16 protein-coding genes and 1 other annotated feature are annotated in these 21,149 nt (G+C 36.7%); of the genes, 5 read left to right on the top strand and 11 right to left on the bottom strand.

The features are described from left to right. Positions 1-46: 46 nt before the first annotated feature. The 6 genes from ACIPKN_RS25015 to spxA form a co-directional block, all read right to left on the bottom strand. Positions 47-646: a TetR/AcrR family transcriptional regulator gene (locus ACIPKN_RS25015; RefSeq protein ID WP_400941422.1), complete on the bottom strand. Its 600-nt coding sequence runs from the start codon at positions 644-646 to the stop codon at positions 47-49. A gap of 312 nt (positions 647-958) precedes the next feature. Beyond that, positions 959-2,647, bottom strand: a complete 1,689-nt coding sequence (locus tag ACIPKN_RS25010; RefSeq protein ID WP_400941420.1) for an MFS transporter — start codon at positions 2,645-2,647, stop codon at positions 959-961. A 457-nt stretch (positions 2,648-3,104) separates the two neighbouring features. Beyond that, positions 3,105-4,916 carry an oligoendopeptidase F gene (gene pepF, locus ACIPKN_RS25005; RefSeq protein ID WP_400941418.1) on the bottom strand — a complete coding sequence of 604 codons (1,812 nt, stop codon included), beginning with the start codon at positions 4,914-4,916 and terminating at the stop codon, positions 3,105-3,107. Positions 4,917-4,964: 48 nt separating this feature from the next. After that, positions 4,965-6,239 carry a competence protein CoiA gene (locus ACIPKN_RS25000; RefSeq protein ID WP_400941416.1) on the bottom strand — a complete coding sequence of 425 codons (1,275 nt, stop codon included), beginning with the start codon at positions 6,237-6,239 and terminating at the stop codon, positions 4,965-4,967. A gap of 27 nt (positions 6,240-6,266) precedes the next feature. Continuing rightward, positions 6,267-6,935, bottom strand: coding sequence for an adaptor protein MecA (gene mecA, locus ACIPKN_RS24995; RefSeq protein ID WP_400941414.1), 669 nt, complete (start codon positions 6,933-6,935; stop codon positions 6,267-6,269). A 436-nt stretch (positions 6,936-7,371) separates the two neighbouring features. Beyond that, entirely contained in the window at positions 7,372-7,767 is a 396-nt protein-coding gene (spxA, locus tag ACIPKN_RS24990) for a transcriptional regulator SpxA (RefSeq protein WP_024362527.1), read from the bottom strand. Positions 7,768-8,374: 607 nt separating this feature from the next. Continuing rightward, positions 8,375-8,609, top strand: a binding site (T-box leader). Between the two features lie 298 nt (positions 8,610-8,907). On the opposite strand from spxA, the gene trpS reads away from it, so the two are divergent. Continuing rightward, on the top strand, positions 8,908-9,897 hold the full coding sequence (gene trpS, locus ACIPKN_RS24985) for a tryptophan--tRNA ligase (RefSeq protein WP_142510269.1): 990 nt from the start codon (positions 8,908-8,910) through the stop codon (positions 9,895-9,897). Positions 9,898-10,547: 650 nt separating this feature from the next. Here the strand turns inward: trpS and fabF are convergent. Then, the gene (gene fabF, locus ACIPKN_RS24980; RefSeq protein ID WP_142510271.1) at positions 10,548-11,789 is read right to left on the bottom strand and encodes a beta-ketoacyl-ACP synthase II; all 1,242 of its coding nucleotides are present in this window, start codon (positions 11,787-11,789) and stop codon (positions 10,548-10,550) included. A gap of 31 nt (positions 11,790-11,820) precedes the next feature. Next, positions 11,821-12,759, bottom strand: a complete 939-nt coding sequence (locus ACIPKN_RS24975; protein ID WP_400941410.1) for a beta-ketoacyl-ACP synthase III — start codon at positions 12,757-12,759, stop codon at positions 11,821-11,823. A gap of 1,307 nt (positions 12,760-14,066) precedes the next feature. Here ACIPKN_RS24975 and ACIPKN_RS24970 point away from each other — a divergent pair. Then, entirely contained in the window at positions 14,067-14,261 is a 195-nt protein-coding gene (locus ACIPKN_RS24970; protein WP_400941408.1) for a YjzD family protein, read from the top strand. Positions 14,262-14,309: 48 nt separating this feature from the next. On the opposite strand, the gene ACIPKN_RS24965 is transcribed toward ACIPKN_RS24970, so the two are convergent. Beyond that, on the bottom strand, positions 14,310-16,436 hold the full coding sequence (locus ACIPKN_RS24965; RefSeq protein ID WP_400941406.1) for an ATP-dependent Clp protease ATP-binding subunit: 2,127 nt from the start codon (positions 16,434-16,436) through the stop codon (positions 14,310-14,312). Between the two features lie 270 nt (positions 16,437-16,706). On the opposite strand from ACIPKN_RS24965, the gene ACIPKN_RS24960 reads away from it, so the two are divergent. After that, complete coding sequence (locus tag ACIPKN_RS24960) at positions 16,707-17,393, top strand: Crp/Fnr family transcriptional regulator (protein WP_400941403.1); 687 nt, start codon at positions 16,707-16,709, stop codon at positions 17,391-17,393. 490 nt (positions 17,394-17,883) lie between these two features. Here ACIPKN_RS24960 and ACIPKN_RS24955 read toward each other — a convergent pair whose 3' ends face one another. Then, complete coding sequence (locus ACIPKN_RS24955) at positions 17,884-18,192, bottom strand: metal-sulfur cluster assembly factor (protein WP_400941400.1); 309 nt, start codon at positions 18,190-18,192, stop codon at positions 17,884-17,886. Positions 18,193-18,245: 53 nt separating this feature from the next. Beyond that, positions 18,246-19,010, bottom strand: coding sequence for a prolyl oligopeptidase family serine peptidase (locus ACIPKN_RS24950; protein WP_400941397.1), 765 nt, complete (start codon positions 19,008-19,010; stop codon positions 18,246-18,248). 121 nt (positions 19,011-19,131) lie between these two features. Here ACIPKN_RS24950 and ACIPKN_RS24945 point away from each other — a divergent pair, with 121 nt between their 5' ends. Then, positions 19,132-19,941, top strand: a complete 810-nt coding sequence (locus ACIPKN_RS24945) for a Cof-type HAD-IIB family hydrolase (RefSeq protein ID WP_142510277.1) — start codon at positions 19,132-19,134, stop codon at positions 19,939-19,941. Between the two features lie 275 nt (positions 19,942-20,216). Next, positions 20,217-21,074 carry a DegV family protein gene (locus ACIPKN_RS24940; protein ID WP_400941435.1) on the top strand — a complete coding sequence of 286 codons (858 nt, stop codon included), beginning with the start codon at positions 20,217-20,219 and terminating at the stop codon, positions 21,072-21,074. Positions 21,075-21,149: the final 75 nt, after the last annotated feature.

Below are 21,149 nucleotides of genomic sequence, written 5' to 3'. Positions count from 1 at the left end.
AAGAAAAAAACTTCACTTGCTTTTATTTGTCTTTTTAGCCTCATCATTAACTTTCTTTCGGATTAAACAAACTTAAAGTAAATAAATGCACAACCTCATCTATCATCTCATCAATATCCGGATTAATATGTTCATTTATATAAGGTAATGTCAATTGAAAAACTAAAATTGACGACAGCAGAGAATAGAAAAAATTCGCAGTATATTTAAAGTTCCCTTTTGGAATTTTCCCTTGCTCATGTAATTTAATTAAATAATTTTCTAAATGTTGAAATAACTTATTCGGGTACTCAAAAAACATTTTTTCAAATTCTTTATCTTGTTGAATCTCACGCATAAGTACCCAAATAGTTTCCTTGACAGGAATGTTTTCTTCAAAATAAGCTTGTGCCAAGATTTTAAGATCTTGCTCTATATCACCTGTAAACGCCTCTTCTATTTTAGGAAAATAATCTCTGTCTGTTTTATGTGAAATAACACTCTCACGAAACAAATTCTCCTTATTTCCAAAGTGTCTAAAAAGTGTAATGTGATTCACACCGGCACGTTCAGCAATTTCACGTGTAGAAGTTCCAGCAAACCCTTTTTCTCCAAAAAGCGTCAATGCAGCATTAAGAATTTTTTCTCTTGTCTTCAGCTTTGCCATTATACCCTCTTTCCTCCTCCGACCATAATTTGCTCAATATTATATCGGAATTAAAAAGTGATAGCAATCAGTTGCATTCAGTTTAAGCAATTATGCCTCGGCATAATTGCCGCTGTCGCTTCGCTTTCGTGCAGAAAACATTTGCTGCCGTCGCTTCGCTTTCGCACAAATAAACAATGCGTCCGGAATCGGCTTTGTGCTTTGGCCTGCACGAGGGCTGATATTGGTCATTTCGGTAATGCCACAGGACGTGGCGTTATTAGATTGAGTTCCTTTATTTATTTCGAATGTTTGAACATCAGCTCAAAAAAGTTAACATTTCTTAGCAGCTTCAAAGTTTCGTTCTCTTATATATTTCTTCATTCTTCTTGCATTTATGCCATTTAAATAAGCGAAAACGGCACCAATTAACATGACAATTGCTCCAAATCTAAAAACTGCTTTATATGCTAAAGAAATATGATCCTTCATTATTTTTTCTAACGCTGGATAAAGATTTATTATTTCCTTTCTTTCAATAGCGAATCTTTCCTTAATTTCAGCATGTACTTTATCTGGTGAAGATTTTAGTACTTTTTCCTCTTCGTCCGTTAACTTATGTAAAACGTCTTGTAGTGACGATTTATTTTCTGTTAGCTCATTTTTACTTTTTTCGAATTGAAGCTTTAGCTTTTCCTTCGTATTATCACTAAATTTACTTATCTCAACCTTTTCGATCATTTCATTTTTTGCTGCTTTCATTTCGTTTTGCATCATATGCTGTAGCATCACGACTAAAATTGCCACGCCAACCGCAGCCCCAATGACACGACTTACTTGAAATAACCCTGATGCAATCCCAGCCTTTTCTTCGGGAACCTGCAAAATGAGTGCTATTGATAATGGGCTAAAGATTAAACCCGATCCTAAACCAACAATCATTAAAACTCCTACAATAACCCAAACCGATTGATCTGATGAAATAAAACCTAACAAGTAGGTTCCTATACTAAATAGTACATAACCAATGACACCAAACCATAATGTCCCCCATTTATTTGCTTTAGCTGCAAGAGGTGTAATGAGCATTGTCGCTATAGAAGATGAGCTAAGTATTAAACCCGCCTGTATCTGAGAAATTCCGTTTACTGTTGTTAAATAAAATGCCATTAAAAAGTAGACACACATCATCCCGATTCCTAAACATAACAGTGCGATATTCCCGCATGCAAACTGATAGTTTTTAAATAACTGAACTGGAAGCATTGGATCTTTATTTTTTGATTCAAACTTTACAAATAATAATAAGCCTATAACACTGCCAATTAAACAACATAGTACAAGTGGTGATGACCACCCAACTTCCTTCACTTGTAAAAGACCGTATATGAGTGCAAACAATGAAATACTAATTGTTATCATACCCATCCAGTCGATCTTCTTAGAGGCAGTAGAATCATACGATTCATGTACAAAATAATGAATTAAACTCACTGCTAAAATCCCTATCGGTACATTAATATAAAATATCCACTGCCATGAAAAGTTCTCTGAGACTACTCCTCCAATTGTCGGTCCCAATGCAGTCGATACCCCAGCCATTATTCCAAATAGTGCCGTTACAACACCAACCTTTTCTGCCGGAGTATGAACAAGTACTAAAGGGACACATACTGGAACAATCATTGCTGCCGCCAAACCTTGAATCGACCGAAATAAAATTAATAACCCAATAGATTGTGATAATCCACATAGAACTGACGCAATTACAAACAAAATAAGCCCTATTTGAAATATTTTCTTTCTACCAAATTGATCTGCAAATCTTACCGCCGTTAGCAAAACAACACCAAAGGCAATGTTGTAGCTATCAATCACCCAAGAAATTTGATCAATTGTCGTTTCATAGTATGCTGTAATTTTTGGCAAAGAAACATTCACAATTGTGGTGTCCAATAAAGCCATAAAAAAACCAAGAGCCGCAGCAATTACCGGCATCATATAACTTTGTTTACTCTTCACTTTCTAACCTCTTTTCATAAAATGTAATCATTTGATTGCATTATAAAGAAAAAATAAAATGAATGCAACTGGTTGCATTCATTTTATTTATAGATTAGCTCTATTTATTTATCGGAACATTTTCTAAAAATAAAAGAAGCGCCACTATCCTCGACAGATAGTGACGCTTCTTTTTCACAAAGGGGATGGGAGAAATGTTCACGTTCAAACAAAGGGGTGTATGTTTGTTTTGTGATTTATTTCACATGAATCAATTTATCATGGAATAGTAAATATAGCAACAAGTCCGATGATAGATTCACAAATTTGTCAAATAGAAAGCGATTACAAACAGTATTTTTCCAAGATACACATTTTAAACCATTTAGAAATCAAAAAAAATCATTATTCCTTAAATTTTTATTATTTAATTAATCATAGAAAAAAGGCTGTAGTGAAATACCTACAGCCTTCAAAATTAATTATTCAACAATAATTTTTCTAACTCATTTAAACGTTCTTCAAATACTTTACATGCATCATCAATCGGTTTAGCAACGTTCATATCAACACCTGCTGCCTTCAATACCTCAATCGGGAAATCAGAGCAACCTGCTTTTAAGAAGTTATTAATATAACGTTCTACAGCTGGTGTACCCTCTTCTAAAATCTGTTTACTTAATGCTGTTGCAGCTGATTTACCTGTAGCATATTGATACACATAGTAATTATAGTAGAAGTGTGGAATACGAGCCCATTCTAAGCCGATTTCCTCATCTACAACAATATCCTCGCCGAAGTATTGTTTATTTAAATTATAGTAAACCTCTGTTAAACGCTCCGCTGTTAAAGATTCACCATTCTTATCCATTTGGTGGATTAGGTGTTCAAATTCAGCAAACATTGTTTGTCTGAAAACAGTACTTCTGAAGCCATCTAACCAATGATTTAATAAATAAATTTTCTGTTGTGGATCTTCAATTGTGTTCAGTAAATAATCATTTAACAGTTCTTCATTACATGTCGAAGCTACTTCAGCCACAAAAATAGAATAATCACCATAAACAAACGGCTGATTTTTACGTGAATAATAACTGTGTACACTATGACCAAATTCATGAGCTAGTGTGAACAGATTATTAATATTGTCTTGCCAGTTCATTAAAATATATGGATTCGTTCCATAAGCACCTGAAGAGTACGCACCACTGCGTTTCCCTTTGTTTTCTAAGACATCCACCCAACGATTATCAAGACCACCCTGAACAATGCCTTGATATTCCTCACCTAGTGGCGCTAAAGCCTTTACTAAAATATCCTTCGCTTCGTCGTAAGTGACTTTCATATCGACTTCCTTAACGAGTGGGGCAAATAAATCCCACATATGCAGTTCGTCCACACCTAAAAGTTTCTTACGTAATGAGATATAGCGCTGCATAGCTGGTAAATGCTTATGAATTGTTTCTACTAATTGGTCATAAACACTTTCTGGAATGAAGTTGTTAGACATTGCTGCGTGGCGTGCAGAATCATAATTACGGATACGCGCGTTTACATTATGCTTTTTAACATTGCCAGTTATTGTAGTCGAAAACGTATTTTTAAAGTTACCGTAAGTTTCATACATTGCTTTAAAGGCATTTTCACGAACAGTGCGATCTTTACTTTCTAAAAACTTAATATAGTTACCGTGTGTTAGTTGCACTTCTTCTCCATCTTCATTTTTCACTTTAGGGAAGACTATATCTGCGTTGTTTAACATACTAAATGTATTGGAAGCAGTACCTGTAACCTCAGACATTTGTGCAAGTAATGCTTCCTGTTCTGCTGGTAAAACGTGCGGACGTGCCATCGTTATTTCTTTTAAAGATTGCTTGTACAGTTGTAAGTCTTTGTTTTCTGCTAAGTAATGTTCTATTGTTTCTTCACTCAATGATAAAATCTCAGGTGTTAAAAACGATAGAGCAGCTGAGATACTAGTTGCTAATGTTTGAATACGACTATTCATATCCTGGTAGAAGCTATTTGTCGTATCTTGGTCATAACGCATATGAGCATACGTATAAAGCTTCATTGTACGTTGGTAAATATCATCGTGATAAGTTAGAACTGCTAATAACGCATCTGCTCCATTTTTTAAAGTACCTGCATAGCTAGATGCCTTTTTTGCCATTTCTCCAACTTCTTTATACTCTTCTTCCCAAAGTGCGTCAGTTGCAAATATATCCTCCAAGCGCCAAGTTAACTCTTCTGGAACTTCGTTTCTTACTAAAATTTGATTACTAGCCATGTGCCAGCCCCCTTAATATGTTATCTTTTCCTATACTCTCATATTTTCTCAGTATATTGTGGCAATTGCAAATAAATGTGCGTACATTTGCTCACAAATATCAGAAAAACGATTTTTTTCATAACTTTCCGCCAGCACCATTCCGTAATTTTTGATTGCTTGTACCGCTTGATTTGTTACCTCTACATTTTGTTCGATTAAAAACGATCGAATAGTTCTCCCGTCTAGTTCATGAGGTTCTAATTGTAATTGACGACAAAAATAAAGGAAAATCGTTTGCCACTCAATAGAAAACATCGGTATCGCTTCTGCATTTTTTACCGGAACACCTACGTAATCAGGCATTGCAGTTAAAGTAAAGCGTAACTCATAATTACTTCGTAAAAATGAATCTTGTACCCCATTTTTACGAAGTAATAATCGTTGGTATACGAATTGTTTACAATGCTTTTTATAAAGCTGCCAATAAAGTTGAAATTCTTCTTTCGTAATTGGCTTAGGCTCATAAAAAGGGAAATATTGCTTGTTAATCGTCAGTTCCTGTACTTTGCCTATAAAAGTATGCCCCTGAACATGAAGAAGATTCGTCCAATAAATAAACCTCGAAGTGTTTGCATCATAGGTCACCAAATAAGCCAAGCCTTGTGCTGTGACATTTATTATCTTTTGCATAATTGGAGAAATAGAAATTTTTTGAATACCTTGTGTAGATTGTTTTTGAGGTGTTTGAAAAAGCCACAATGGCTGTATAGAATTTTTCTCATATCCAGATGTACGCAATTGCCACTTTTCATGTGAAATTGTGCTACATTGAAATTCAATAGCAATTTGCTGTCTCTCCTTTATTAAAAGCATATCTGGTCGCTGTGCAAGTTTCTGTAAATAAGGCTCAAGCTTTACTGTATGCCCGAGTTTTTTCAGCCATTCAAATAATTGTACTTTTCCTTGTAAATGAAGTTTTGATTCACCCTCTGCAAATAACCGCTCACAGCTACTATTAGCAATATGAGCGAAATGAGGGATATTATATTGGCCAATCTTTAATTGGACAGGCTGTTGGCATTGGGGACAATAAAATTTCATCTGCCGCCTATATCGTTGTAATGCTTCCCTTGAATACTCGTATGGGAGGAAAATCTGCTGAAGCTCGTTATAGGCCATAAGCATAAAATCATCTCCTTTTCGATTAATTGTAAAGGAGTGTTTTAAAAGCAACAAATAAAGAACGGCTTTTTCTTGAAATTTAAAAATTGCTATCTTTTTAATTTCTAAATAAAAAGACTGTAAACAAACTTGATAATCACCAAGTTTGTTTACAGTCAAGTCACTCCAATTCAAGTACTCAATACTTTAAATAAAATATTTTCGTACTGTTTCAAAGCAATTGATTTCCATAATTTTTTCGCCATATTCCTCTAAGCGATGAATTGTGAAATTTGATGGTATTAAAAATTCTTTAATAACGGCATTTCTATCGTGATGATTTAGTTCTTCATTTGCGTTTGTGAAGTCAACTACCAGATAGTACCAATTTTCATATTTAAATAATGAGGAATCCACTAATTCATCTGTCATGCGTTTCGCTACAGGGATTAACTCATCAATATCTTTAAATTTATAAACATAAATATCTGTATCCATAAATAACTCTGACTCATCTAAGTCACCAAACTGAGTTAGTTGACTGAGAAGATCCTCTCCAACGTCCTCAAATGGGGCAAACATCTCTTTGTGTTCGCCAAATTGCGAAGAACCATCTAAGGTTTCACCGTCTTTTAAAATATGTGCACGTGTGACAATGATTTCTAAGCCTACTTCAGACGCATTGATATGAATCCAAATAGGACCTTCTACATCAAAGTAATCCTCAGTGTTTACTTCATCAATCATATCCCAAAAAAGTTGTTCACCCTTTGCTCGATTGTACCAAATTTCTTCACGACTATAGCCGCGATCCTCTATATCATTGTACGTAATAAAGAGCTTGAGTGTATTTTCGTTTACACGTTCGATGTCCACTAGACCTCATCTCCCTTCACTGTCATTTGTCGAAAAACAGTTTTGTTTCATTAGTATGCTTTTATTCATTGTTTTTAACCTCATACTCCGTTTTTGTTTTTCAACCTTTGACCACACTACAGTAAAACCATTGAGCAACCGAAATCAAAATTTTATTGTCCACAGTTGTCTCTAATTATATTGTATGCTGTTCTGTCATAAAATGAAAAGGATATACACCGTTTCAACAGAAGATATTTGAATTATTGAAATTGTAGTAAACTATTAAGTTAAAATCAAGTTTAACATACTTTACGGAAATATATGACTTTTCCCTACTATTTATTATACTTTATATAGAAGGTTTTACATAAGTAAAACACAAAAAAATAGATGTCACAATATGCTTGATGCATATGTAACATCTAATACTTATTCTGTGCAGAATATGGAGATATTAGTTCACCATACGCTGTGCTTCTTGTAATTGATACGCACGAACTTTACGAGGTAGAAAACGACGAATTTCATCCTCATTGTAGCCAACTTGTAAACGTTTCTCATCTAAAATGATTGGACGACGTAATAAACCTGGATACTCTTGAATTAACTCATATAAACGTTGTAATGGTAAGCTTTCAACATCAACATTCAGTTTTTGGAAAATCTTTGATCGAGTTGAAATAATTTCATCCGTACCATCCTCTGTCATACGTAAAATTTCTTTAATTTCACTAATGCTTAATGGTTCGGAAAATATATTACGTTCTGTATACGGGATTTCATGCTCCTCTAACCATGCTTTCGCTTTTCGGCAAGACGTACAACTTGGTGATGTAAATAAAGTTACTATCATACTGACACATCCTTTCCTTTTAATCATTATCTATAAACCAGTGTGTTAAATTAGAATTAATGTAATGTAATCTACATACCATTATACAGTACTCTGTGATGTTTGAATATAGTTCCAATAAAAAAAAGAATAACCCTATCCCACGAAATTTTCTGTCTTTTTATATAACTTTTCAAAGCAGTTACTTCTTGGTATATCTAAATGAGCTACTAATAATATTCCCATTCGTAGCACATTTTAAACACTCATATCCGATTATTTTTGTTCTCATTTAAAAAATTTAAACGAGAATATTGTCAGTTCAGTGCGTACAATATAGACGTATATTTACTAATATTGGTTGCATTTTCAAATAAATAGCCCCATCACCATAACGTTTGTTTGATTTCCGTTCCAACTGGCGCTTTCCAGGGATGCTGAATAGATAAAAAAAACCAGCGATAATAGCATATAATTTTTTTTCAATAATGAACACCGCCAAAAGTCTGACTTTACGCACTTGCATTTCACTGAGCCTTTATAATATAATTTTTTGCAATCAATCAATTATGTCTTTGGTGAGTTCACCTCATCTATACAGATGGAAGACGGTTATTGAACTAAATAAAAAACGCTGACGAAGAGTAGTACATTTGCATTTTACACGTTTAGAGAGTCTGTGGTTGCTGCAAACAGATCGTGTAAGCATTTGGAATGGACTTCCGAGTTAGCTTTGTGAACGGCTTAGTTTCCTTACCGAAGTCTATTAGCAGAGCTCGTCCCCTTCACGTTACGAAGTAGAGTGGCCTGTTTAGGCAAGCTGGGTGGTACCGCGGATTCAAACATCATTCGTCCCTTCATTAGAGAACTAATGAGGACGCATGATGTTTTTTTATTTCGGTTCATCACCAAGAATTGTGAATGACTTTTATTAAAACGTCTATTACGAAAAGTTGATTGTAGTGGAGACTGGGCGACTCCTTGGGGATTAGCGTCACAGATGAGACCCTGGAGCGAGCAGCGCGAGTGAAGCGGCTCATCGGACGCCCCCAGGAAAGCGCCCAGTCGGAACGGAAATCAACCACACGTTTTGGTGACGACTCTTCATTTTGTCGTTTATGTAAAAATAAGGGACTTGAATTCAAGGAGGAAATGACAATGACAACTATTTTTTCAGGCGTACAGCCAACAGGTATTGTAACTCTAGGGAATTATTTAGGTGCGTTTAAGCAATTCCCTGCATTACAAGATGAAGGTGATGCTGTTTATTGTATCGTCGATCAGCATGCAATAACAGTGGCACAAGATCCAAAGGAATTACGTCAAAATATTCGCAATCTAGCAGCTACGTATATCGCTACTGGCATCGATCCTAAAAAATCTACATTATTTATTCAATCAGAAGTGCCAGCACATGCACAGGCAGGCTGGATGCTACAATGTGTCGCATCGATTGGAGAGCTTGAACGTATGACACAGTTCAAGGATAAATCTCACGGTAAGGAAAGCGTATCTGCCGCTCTACTAACATATCCACCATTAATGGCGGCAGACATCCTTTTGTATAATACAAACATTGTCCCTGTCGGTGATGATCAAAAGCAGCATATAGAGCTTACTCGTGATCTAGCAGAGCGCTTTAACAAACGTTATGGTGACGTTTTAACGATTCCTGAAATTCAATTACCAAAAGCAGGGGCTCGTATCAAATCACTACAAGAACCAATTAAGAAAATGAGTAAATCTGATCCAAATACAAAAGCGACAATTAAGCTTTTAGATTCAGCGAAAGATATTGAGAAAAAAATTAAGTCGGCTGTTACTGACTCTGATGGTTTTGTGGCATTTGATGTGGAAAATAAACCTGGTGTTTCTAATTTACTAACAATCGAATCTGCGATTTCAGGCGTATCTATTGACGATCTTGTAAAAAAATACGAAGGCGTTGGCTATGGTGGTTTCAAACAAGGTGTGGCAGCAACGGTTATTGATCACCTAACACCAATTCAAGAGAAGTTCTATAATTTGGTAGAATCCTCAGAATTAGATATTATTTTAGATGCAGGTGCTGAAAAGGCAAATGCAATTGCAAGTGCTACATTAAAACGCATGGAAGAAGCAATGGGCCTTGGTCGTGCACGTCGCTAAAAAGAAGACTTTATCATAAAGATGATTGTAAGAGCTTGGCCAAAAAGAGAGTAACTTAAGAGTTACATCTTATCTTTTTCAATTATAGTTTTATCATAACCAAGATCAAGCACAACAGCGCATAACACAACGGCTGATCCAATGGCCATATAAAATGCTGATGTTTGTGCCATGAACTTAAAAACTACTAGCCAGGAATATCCGAGCGTCCGATAATTCAAATACAAAATGAGATTCCCTACTGAGAGAATCAATAAGCCATAGCTCATTAAAAATAAAAAGAGTCGGAACAAGATAAGGACATCCTTTCTATTTCTTCTTAATTATCATCTATTCACAAAACTATAAAAAAAGACGTCAGCCATGTAAATTAGGCTGACGTTTTTTTTGTTGATCATATCAAATAACGTAAGGTTCTTCTGGCAAAACGAGGGGTTGATTTCCGTTCCGGCTAGGCGCTTTGTAGCTGCCGCTTCGCTTTCGCACAGAGCAAAGCTTCCTGGGGGCGTCCGATGAGCCCCAAGGGGTCGCCTAGCCTCCGCTCCAATCAACCACTTTACATAGCATGTATCTTTTGACATGACACTCTAATTTTTAATAATAAAAAAAGTAGGGATGATGAAATCCCCACTGATTATAGTTTTACTTAATTATTCCTCAATTTTTTTGAATAGTAGACTAGCGTTGTGTCCACCAAATCCAAGTGAGTTACTCATAGCATATTTAATCTCTGCTTTTCGAGCTTCATTCGGTACATAATCTAAATCACAATCTGGATCTGGATCTGTTAAATTAATAGTCGGTGGTAAAATGCCTTCTTTAAGTGCTAGCGCTGTGAAAATAGCTTCAACACCACCAGCTGCACCTAATAAGTGACCTGTCATTGATTTTGTAGAACTCATTGCAAGATTATAGGCATGTTCACCAAAGACTGTTTTTACTGCCTGTGTTTCAAATAAATCGTTATATGGTGTACTTGTTCCATGTGCGTTAATATAGTCTACTTGTGAAGCTTCTACGCCTCCATCAGTTAAAGCTTGCATCATTGCACGAGAAGCACCTTCTCCTTCTGGAGCTGGAGCGGTAATATGATGCGCATCCCCTGTTGCACCATAGCCAAGAACTTCTGCGTAGATTTTTGCACCGCGTGCTTTTGCGTGCTCGTACTCTTCCAAAATAACAATACCCGCACCTTCACCGATGATGAAACCATCGCGATTCTTATCGAATGGACGGCAAGCTGTTGCTGGATCTGTATTTAAAGATAATGCAGTATTTGCGCAGAAGCCTGCTACTGCCATCGTAACGATTGGCGACTCTGCACCACCAGAAATCATAACATCTGCGTCGCCACGCTCAATTACTTTAAAAGCATCCCCAATGGAGTTTGTACCTGAAGCACAAGCAGTTACTGAACAAGAATTAATGCCCTTTGCCCCAAAGTGTATCGACACTTGGCCTGAAGCCATATCTGGAATCATCATTGGAATAAAGAATGGACTTACACGTCTTGCTCCGCGCTCTTGGAATGTTAAAAATTGTTGTTCGTATGTTTCCATACCACCGATTCCAGAGCCAATCCAGACACCTGCTCGTGGTGCTAGTTCTTCATCGATTGTTAATTGTGCATCTTCCATCGCCATGATAGACGCTGCTAAGGCATACTGTGTAAAGCGATCCATTTTACGAGCTTCCTTACGTTCAATATACTTTTCAATATTGAAGTCTTTCACTTCAGCGGCTATTTTCGCTGCGAAAAGATCTTTATTTAAACGTGTTAACTCGCCAACGCCAGATTTTCCTGCTTTAATGTTAGTCCATGTTTCTTCGATGCTATTCCCTAGTGGTGTAACTGCGCCAATTCCTGTAATTACTACTCGTCGTTTACTCATTGTCTTACTCCCCTCAAGCATTTTTCGTTTTTTATTTTCCCCATCTAATTGTAACGGCACCCCATGTTAAGCCACCGCCAAATCCAACAAGTACTAATAAATCATCATCTTTAATCTTACCTGCCTCAAGCTCATCTACCAAGGAAATACCAATAGACGCTGCCGATGTATTACCATATTTATGAATCGTTTTCGACATTTTTTCCGGTGGTAGTTCTAGACGCTCACGAGCAGATTCCATAATTCGAATATTCGCCTGATGCGGCACTAAAAAATCTACGTCGTCTTTTGTTAAACCTGCTTTTTCTAAAACGTTTACAGCAGATTCACCCATTTGACGAACTGCAAACTTAAATACTTCACGGCCATTCATAGCGATTGTATCCTGCTGTGTTAAATACAAATTCTTTCCACCTGTACCGTCAGCTCCAAGCTCAAATGATAAAATACCTCTACCTTCTGATACTGGACCAACAATTGCTGCACTTGCACCGTCACCGAATAACACAGCGGTATTTCGGTCTTCCCAATCAAGTACCTTCGACAGCTTTTCAACACCTACTACTAAGACATATTTATAAGCATTTGATTCTACAAATTGCTTTGCTGTCACTAAACTATATATAAACCCTGCACAAGCAGCTGCTTGGTCCATCGCAGCTGCATTGACTGCTCCAATTTGCTCCTGAACCATACATGCTACACTTGGAAAATTTTGATCTTGTGTTACTGTTGCTACAAGTATTAAGCCTATTTCCTCTGGTGTAATACCTGCTTTTGCAATAGCCTCTTTTGCAGCAGCTACTGCTAAATCTGAAGTTTCTTGGTCATCTGCTGCAAAACGGCGTTCTTCAATCCCTGTGCGAGTTCGAATCCATTCATCCGAAGTGTCCATCATTTTTTCTAAATCAAAATTTGTAACGACCTTCTCCGGAACGTATTTGCCAATTCCTATAATACCAGCGTTCATTTAGCAACCCCTCTGCTTTCTTACTATCAATTATTAGTAACTGGTCTTAATTATAACTCATAACGAAGGAGAGGTGCAAGATGAATTAAATTTAACGTTCCTCATTACTAACGTGGGGTTGATTTCCGTTCCGACTTGGGGCATCCGATAAATCCTAAGGAATCACCCATCTGGAACGTAAATCAACTTATATACATTGCATACGATTTAACAAATGTCATCTCCAACTTTTAGAGCTGATGCAAGAAAAAGCAAACTTTTGGGGATAAGTGAAGCTGAAAAATTTAAAAATGGCGGTTAATGAAAAAAAGCTGCAATAAATCTGCAGCTTTAGCTTTGTTCATATATAAATTATCAACAACGTAAAAGTCGATATCGTAAAAAGATGAAAGGTGGCTCTCGCATGAATCTGCGTATGTCCAATCTATTCTCTAATAGGTCGTTAAGGATCATATTCTCTTTGGAACATTTAATGCTCTGAAGAAATCGCTTGATGTGTTGCAGTACAGAAGGTTTCAAACGACGTGTTGTACATTTCTTTTTGTTAGGTTTGCTACCGTAGTTGTATCAACGTTATGGCTGACGCTTTAATGGTCTGGTGTTGCGGTGGTGCTTTCGGTTCAATAAACAACGTTGAGTAATACGCATCCGCAATGGTAATTAAGTAAATCACAAAAAGTAATTGTTTCATTCAATGGTTCAAAATTTCATTTCTCCCTTTTTTCAGTTCTATCAATTCGAATTGTCTAGTTATAATACGAATGATATGTAAAAAAGTTTCAAATCAAAAATGACCAACGCACAGATGACCCAATTCGGTATGAGATACGTTAGAACTCAACATTAGTTTGAATAAAAGATAACCATATGCTAGCCCTTTTCACCATAAAATAAAATTGCAGTGAGTATGAACTCTAATACTACAACCTTTTCTTCACTAGTTCTTTTTCTCTATAACTTCTTCACTCATTAAAACAATGATAATAATTATACATGCCAACAATAACGAAAAAATCATGTTCTACATTAAAGTAGAATCAACGAAAAGATACACTTCGTGAAACTGGAAATCGAAAGGTGACATGAACCAATCGATTATTTTTCCAAATTCAAACAACCACGACTCTCTAGCAATCAGCATTTACGACGTCTTCGAATTTCGCTGATACCAATGAAATTGCACGAAAGTACAAAAGTAGGATTATCGTTGTGACAATTTCGCCATGTTTCACAGAAAAGGTTTTTTTTTTTTCGATTTATGTTATGATATGATAATGATATAAAAAAGTTCGGTTGAGGTGAAATTAATGCGATATATCGTAACATTCATATGGTCATTCCTACTAGTTTCAATGTTAAACTACGTAGTAGGCTCTGTACTTGGTGCAGATTTTGATATCAACACTGCTATTGTTACATCAGTTGTATTTACAATTCTTATTTTCATTATCGGTGCAATTATTCCAAATGAGTCAACTCCAGAAGCTGCAGACAATCATTAATTCAACTAGAAAAAACCTGTTTCGCTCAATGCGAAACAGGTTTTTTCGTTATTTTTCAACGATACATTGACCATTATGCATCTTAATTTGCAATGTTTCTCCTGGTAATACTTCACCTCGAAGCAACTCTTTCGCAACCGCTGTTTCAATATATCGTTGCACGAAGCGTTTTAATGGTCTTGCGCCGAACTGAGCATCTGCTCCTTGTTCTACAACCCAATCAACGACGTTTTGTTCTACTTGTAAAGTAATGTCTTGCTCTGCAACTCGTTTGACAAGCTGTTCGATATATTTCCATGCAATAGCTGTAAAATGCTCATCCGATAGTGCATGGAACATAATAATATCATCCATACGATTTAATAGCTCTGGTTTAAAGTGTTGACGTAGTGCAGCCATCACTAAATCCTCAACTGCAACATCGTCTTCCTTCGCTTCCATTAAATAGCTTGAGCCAATGTTAGAAGTTAAAATGACCACTGCGTTCGTAAAGTTGACCATACGACCTTGGCTATCCGTAATGCGTCCATCATCTAATATTTGCAGTAAAATATTTGCAACATCAGGGTGGGCTTTTTCAATTTCATCTAATAACACTACTGAATATGGATTTCGGCGAACAGCTTCTGTTAATTGACCACCTTCTTCATAGCCAATATAGCCTGGAGGTGCCCCTACAAGACGTGATACACTATGTTTTTCCATATATTCACTCATATCAATGCGAATAAAATGATCCTCAGAATCAAACAGCTGTGCCGCTAGTGCCTTCGCAAGCTCTGTTTTACCAACACCTGTTGGCCCTAAGAATAAAAAGCTACCAATTGGTCGATACGGGTCTTTAATACCAGCTCTAGCACGCCATACCGCTTCTGTAACAAGTTGTACAGCATTATCTTGTCCGACTACACGCTCATGCAATGTATCTTTTAAGCGCAATAATTTTTCACGCTCACCTTCTACTAATTTCGTCACCGGTATCCCTGTCCATCGTGAAACGATAGATGCAATTTCATCAGCTGTTACCTCTTCACGTAAAATACGTGATTCTGTACCATTCTCAAATTGTTTTTCCATCTCTTGAATTTCCTTTTCAAGCGTAGGAATTTTCCCATGACGTAGTTCGGCTGCTTTATTTAAATCATATTTACTTTCTGCTTCATCTAAATCACGGCGGTATTTATCAAGTTCTTCACGTTTTTTCTGAATGCCATGTAACACTTCTTTTTCGGTTTCCCATTGTTTCAGCATGCCCTCAGAAGATTCTTTCAGCTTTTTTAATTCCTCACTGAGTTGCTCTAATCGCTTTTTACTCGCCTCGTCCTTTTCTTTACGTAGTGCTTGTTCCTCAATCTCAAGCTGCATAATACGGCGTTTTACTGCATCCAATTCCTGTGGCATGGAATCAATTTCTGTTCGAATCATCGCACATGCTTCATCGATTAAATCGATAGCCTTATCTGGCAGGAAACGCTCTGTAATATAGCGATCTGAAAGGCCTGCTGCTGCTACAATCGCACGGTCATGAATGCGTACTGCATGATGTAATTCAAAGCGCTCTTTCAAGCCGCGTAAAATGGAAACGGTATCTTCAATAGATGGCTCACGTACAAGTACTTGTTGGAAACGACGCTCTAAAGCAGGATCCTTTTCAATATACATACGGTATTCATCTAATGTTGTAGCCCCGATACAATGTAGCTCACCTCGTGCAAGCATTGGCTTCAGCATATTCCCAGCGTCCATCGCACCATCCGTTTTACCTGCACCAACAATCGTATGAATTTCATCTATAAATAAAATGATGCGCCCCTCTGAGTCTTTTACCTCTTTTAAAACACCTTTTAAGCGCTCTTCAAATTGTCCACGATAACTAGCACCTGCTATCAAAGCACTCATATCTAACTCATACAGTATGCAATCCTTTAACCCCTCAGGCACATCGCCCTTTACGATACGTTGGGCTAACCCTTCTACAATTGCTGTTTTACCAACCCCCGGCTCACCTATTAAAACAGGATTATTTTTCGTTTTACGTGTTAAAATACGAATAACATTCCGAATTTCTTCATCACGGCCGATTACCGGGTCCATTTTTCCATTTTTTACTTCTTCAATTAAATTACGTCCAAATTGTTCTAATGGTTTTTTGTCATTAGTTTGTTGAAATTGCATATTTAGCACTCCTTTTCAATAATGTTAAGCGGAATCCCGTTCGCCACTCTGTTTCACAAAAATGTTTGACCTTTTTTGACTAACTTTATTTTACAACACACGACAAACCTCCGCAAAGAATTAGCCCTAAAATTTATCCCCTTATAACTGGAAAATTACGTTATAATAAAGTATGTTTCTTAGATTTAGTATCAAAATTGCTCACCATCCTTTTGTAAGAATTGACAATTTTTCACAAAAAGAAAGCGATGTGTTGGAAATATGGTTATAATGGATAATATACAAGAAAAATTTCACGATCTTTTTCAAAAGCACGGTGTTTTTATTAAAGTAAATAAGGATAGTAAAATTTTTTTAGAGGGCGAACGTGCGCAAGAAATTTATTATATAAAAACAGGAGCTATCTCGATTAGCCAGGAAACGGAGAATGGGAAGGAATTAACCATTCGTATTTGTGGTCCTGATAGTATTATTGGAGAAGGCTCATTATTTTGTAACCTTACGTATAATTCTATGACTGCTAAAGTTTTAGAACCCTCTAGTTTATATGTTCTAAGCCGTGAATCATTGGAACTTTTACTAGTAGAACAACCTAATTTAATGGTGGAATATATGAAGTGGTTGCAAACAGAAAATTTAAAGCATCAAAGTCGTTTGCGCGATCTAGTTTTAAATGGTAAAAAGGGCGCTTTATTTTCAACACTCATCCGTCTTTCGAATACTTATGGTAAGTCTTTAGAAAATGACACAATTTATATTGACATCCCATTAACAAATACAGAAATCGCTAATTTATGTGCAACGAGTCGAGAGATGATTAATCGCATGCTTAATGACTTAAAGAAGCACAATATCGTCTCCTTCGAAAAAGGTTATATAACTATTCACGATCTACAATTTTTAAAGGATGAAATTGCCTGTGAAAATTGTCCGTTACAAATATGTCGTATTGATTAATACACTTACATACGAAATCCCCGCCTACCGTAATAAGCGGGGATTTTGTGCTATTAAAGCGTGGCTCCAGCAAAGCGAGGGGTTGATTTCCGTTCCGGCTGGGCGCTTTCCTGGGGGCGTCCGATGAGCCGCTTCACTCGCGTTGCTCGCTCCAGGGTCTCGGGCCAACACGATGTTGGTCACGAAGGCGTTATCACAGGATGTGATGCTTTTAGCCTTCGTTCCTCTATTGCTGATCCCTGAGGAGTCGCCCAGCCTCCACTACAATCAACCACATCTCATAGCGTATGTTACTAAATTTCATAGTGATAAAACAATAAACTATAACAATAATGTTTTTCTGTGCGAAAGCGTAGTATCCGCAACACCAGATGTACAATAGTGTCATTATTATAAGTTTCTTCTGTTTGGTGAGTAGCTCGGAACAGAAACAGCAAAAATCCCTGCTTACTGTTATAAGCAGGGATTTTTTATCGTGCTTTAAGTGGACTTAGCGTACACCTAATGCCATTTTTGCATAGCGTGACATTTTATCTTTTGACCAAGGTGGATTCCATACAATGTTGACATTTGTACTTTTTACCTCTGGAAGCTCACCTAAAGCTGTATTCACTTGATCAACAATAACAGGTCCAAGCGGGCAACCCATAGAAGTTAATGTCATTGTAACAGTTGCTACACCTTCTTCATCTAACTCTACATCATATACTAAACCTAAGTTGACGATATCAATACCAAGCTCAGGGTCAATTACATTTTCTAATGCACCGAACATGCTGTCTTTCATATCTTGATCCATCTGTATTTCTCCTTCCGTCACAGTGTTAACTTAATCATAGCAGATGTATCTTATTATGCCAAATGCTGTGCAAGCCATTCAGTTGCTGCTAACATACCGTCTCGAGACACAGCATGGCCCGCTCTTTTATTTGCTAAGAATTTTAAGTCTTCTGGATTTTTTTCATAGTATTTGCGTAAAGATAAATAAAAATTATACGTTTCATTAAAAGGAACGGTTTTATCTAATTCCCCATGCCAAAATAACACAGGTCTTCCTGCGAATTTTTCTGGTGTTAGACTGACATCATATTTAGCAAGAAGCTCATTCGTTTGTTGTACTTCTTCTTCGGACATTGGCCAATTCACACCGCTTTTAGCGAATTGCTGTAATTGATACTCCGCTAATTTAAGAAATCCTGGCGCACCCATACATACTGCTGCTGTATTAATCCAGTCATAACGCTTTAAACAGCCTGATGTTACAATTCCACCCATCGATGTACCAGCAACGCCAATTTTATCATTCAATAATAATTTTTTATTCTTTAATTCATTATATAATTGTTCAACTTCATGAATAGAATTTAAAACGATATCCCAAAAATGTAAGCTCATTTTCATCTCAGATAGACCTTCACTACGGTCGCCATGTAATTTTGCATCTGGTAATAGGACACGCACCCCCCTGCCTACTAATTGGTATGCATAATGTAAGTTATGTTCTTTTGCACTCATAAAGCCATGTAAAAAAACCACAACCGGGGTTTCTTCATTCATATTTTCCGTATGTATATGTAATAAAGGAATATTTCCCCACAATTCTTTTTCAACAATCATCTTTGTCACTCCCAATTTTTGTCTCATCTTTATGTTAGCAAACTTTTCTCACTGTGACAAAATTTTGACGAATGGTTTACAAAGAGATACTATTCAAATTATATGAAAGGGGCAATAAGCTATGAAACCGCATTTAATCGTTTTGGACTTAGATGGTACGTTATTAACAGACCAACAACAAATTTCAGCAAAAACTAAAAAAACATTATTGCAGGCAAAAGAACATGGCCATCAAGTGATGATTGCTACAGGTCGTCCTTATCGTGCGAGTGATATTTACTATCACGAGCTTGGCCTTACAACGCCCATCGTGAATTTTAATGGTGCTTACGTCCACCACCCAAAAAATGCTGCTTGGCAAACTATGCATACTCCTATTGATTTAGGCGTAGTGCATGATGTCGTCGATTCCATCAATAGCTATGAATACGAAAATATCATTGCTGAGATTAAGGACGATATTTATGTGCATACAGAAGATGAACGGATATTAAATATTTTTAATATGGGGAATCCAAAAATTACTCTTGGAGATCTCTATACTCATTTACTTGATGACCCAACTAGTTTACTAATTCAAGCGAATGAAGTAAATTCCATGATTATTCGTGATCATTTACAGGCTGTTCATGCAGAGGTTATTGAACATCGCCGTTGGGGTGCACCACTTCACATTATTGAGATTGTTCACCGTGGCTTAAATAAAGCAGTAGGAATCGCTCATGTAGCAAAAGATTTAGGAATCCCACGCGAGCGTATTATTGCATTCGGTGATGAAGATAACGATTTAGAAATGATCGATTATGCAGGTATCGGTGTAGCAATGGGCAACGGTATTCCTTCTTTAAAAAATATTGCCAATGAAATTACTACAACCAATAATGACGATGGCATCGCTAAAATACTCATCGATCGCTTGAAATTAACCTAGTTAAGTAGTAATTTGAACATAAATACCCCATTTTTTTCTGTTTAACTTTATTCAAGAGTACTCTTTATTCGATGGGTACTTATTGAATAAAGTTAAACATCCTAGGTTGCAATTATATTGAAACTCGATATGATAATATATCTATATAATATTTCATTCGAAATAGTTTTGAGAAACATAGAGTGGAAAGTGAAAGCTCGACACTTGTTCACCTGTTATGTAGTATAGGTATTTGAAAACTTCTCATATAGAATATTAAATTAGGGGGACAAATGATGAAAATTTTTACTGATAGTGGATGCGATTTACCAAAGTCTTACTATGAAGAAAACAATGTTGAACTTCTTCCACTACGCGTGCAATTGAACAATAATGAATATGATGATGTCATTTCAATTGATTCCAAAGAAATTTACGATGCTATTCGTCAAGGTGCTCGCCCAAAAACATCCCAAGTATCACCAGAGATTTTTCTCAACCATTTCGAAAATCTAGCAAAGAATGAAGAGGAAGGGATTTATATTGCCTTTTCATCGGAATTATCAGGCACCTATAATACGGCGGTCATGATTCGCAATCAAGTGCAGGAGCAATATCCCTCCCTTAAATTAGCTATTATCGATTCTAAATGTGCTTCACTTGGTTTTGGCCTAGTAGTCGAAGAAACGGTTCGACTTCGAAATACAGGTGCTTCATTGGAAGAAATCGAAGCAAAAATCACAGCTCTTACCCCACAAATGGAACACTTATTTACGGTTGAGGATTTAGATTACCTTGCTAAAGGTGGGCGTGTATCAAAAGCAAGCGCATTTCTTGGAGGGCTCCTAAGCATTAAACCAATTTTAAATGTAGAGGACGGTAAGCTTGTGCCGATTGAAAAATCTCGCGGGCGCAAAAAAGCCATCGCTCGCATGTTAAATTTAATGCAAGAACGCGGCGATGATTTTTCTGATAAAATTGTTGGTATTAGTCATAGTGATGATGTGGACTTTGCCAACGAAGTAAAGGCTTCTATCCAAAAAAGATTTTCGCCAAAAGCCATTCAAGTAACAATGATTGGCTCAGCAATAGGCTCACACGTTGGACCAGGTACAATTGCTATTTTCTTTACGAATAAAAGCTATCAAGCTTAACAAAAACCCCCTCCGCACTTAAAAAGTGTTGAGGGGGTCTATCATTTTATCTTGTATTAACTACCTGTAAAATCA

The sequence above is a fragment of the Lysinibacillus sp. NPDC086135 genome (assembly GCF_044746345.1).
Lineage (GTDB): Bacteria > Bacillota > Bacilli > Bacillales_A > Planococcaceae > Lysinibacillus.
The sequence above is the reverse complement of the archived record's forward strand: the minus strand, read 5'-3'. Positions and strand labels throughout refer to the sequence as shown.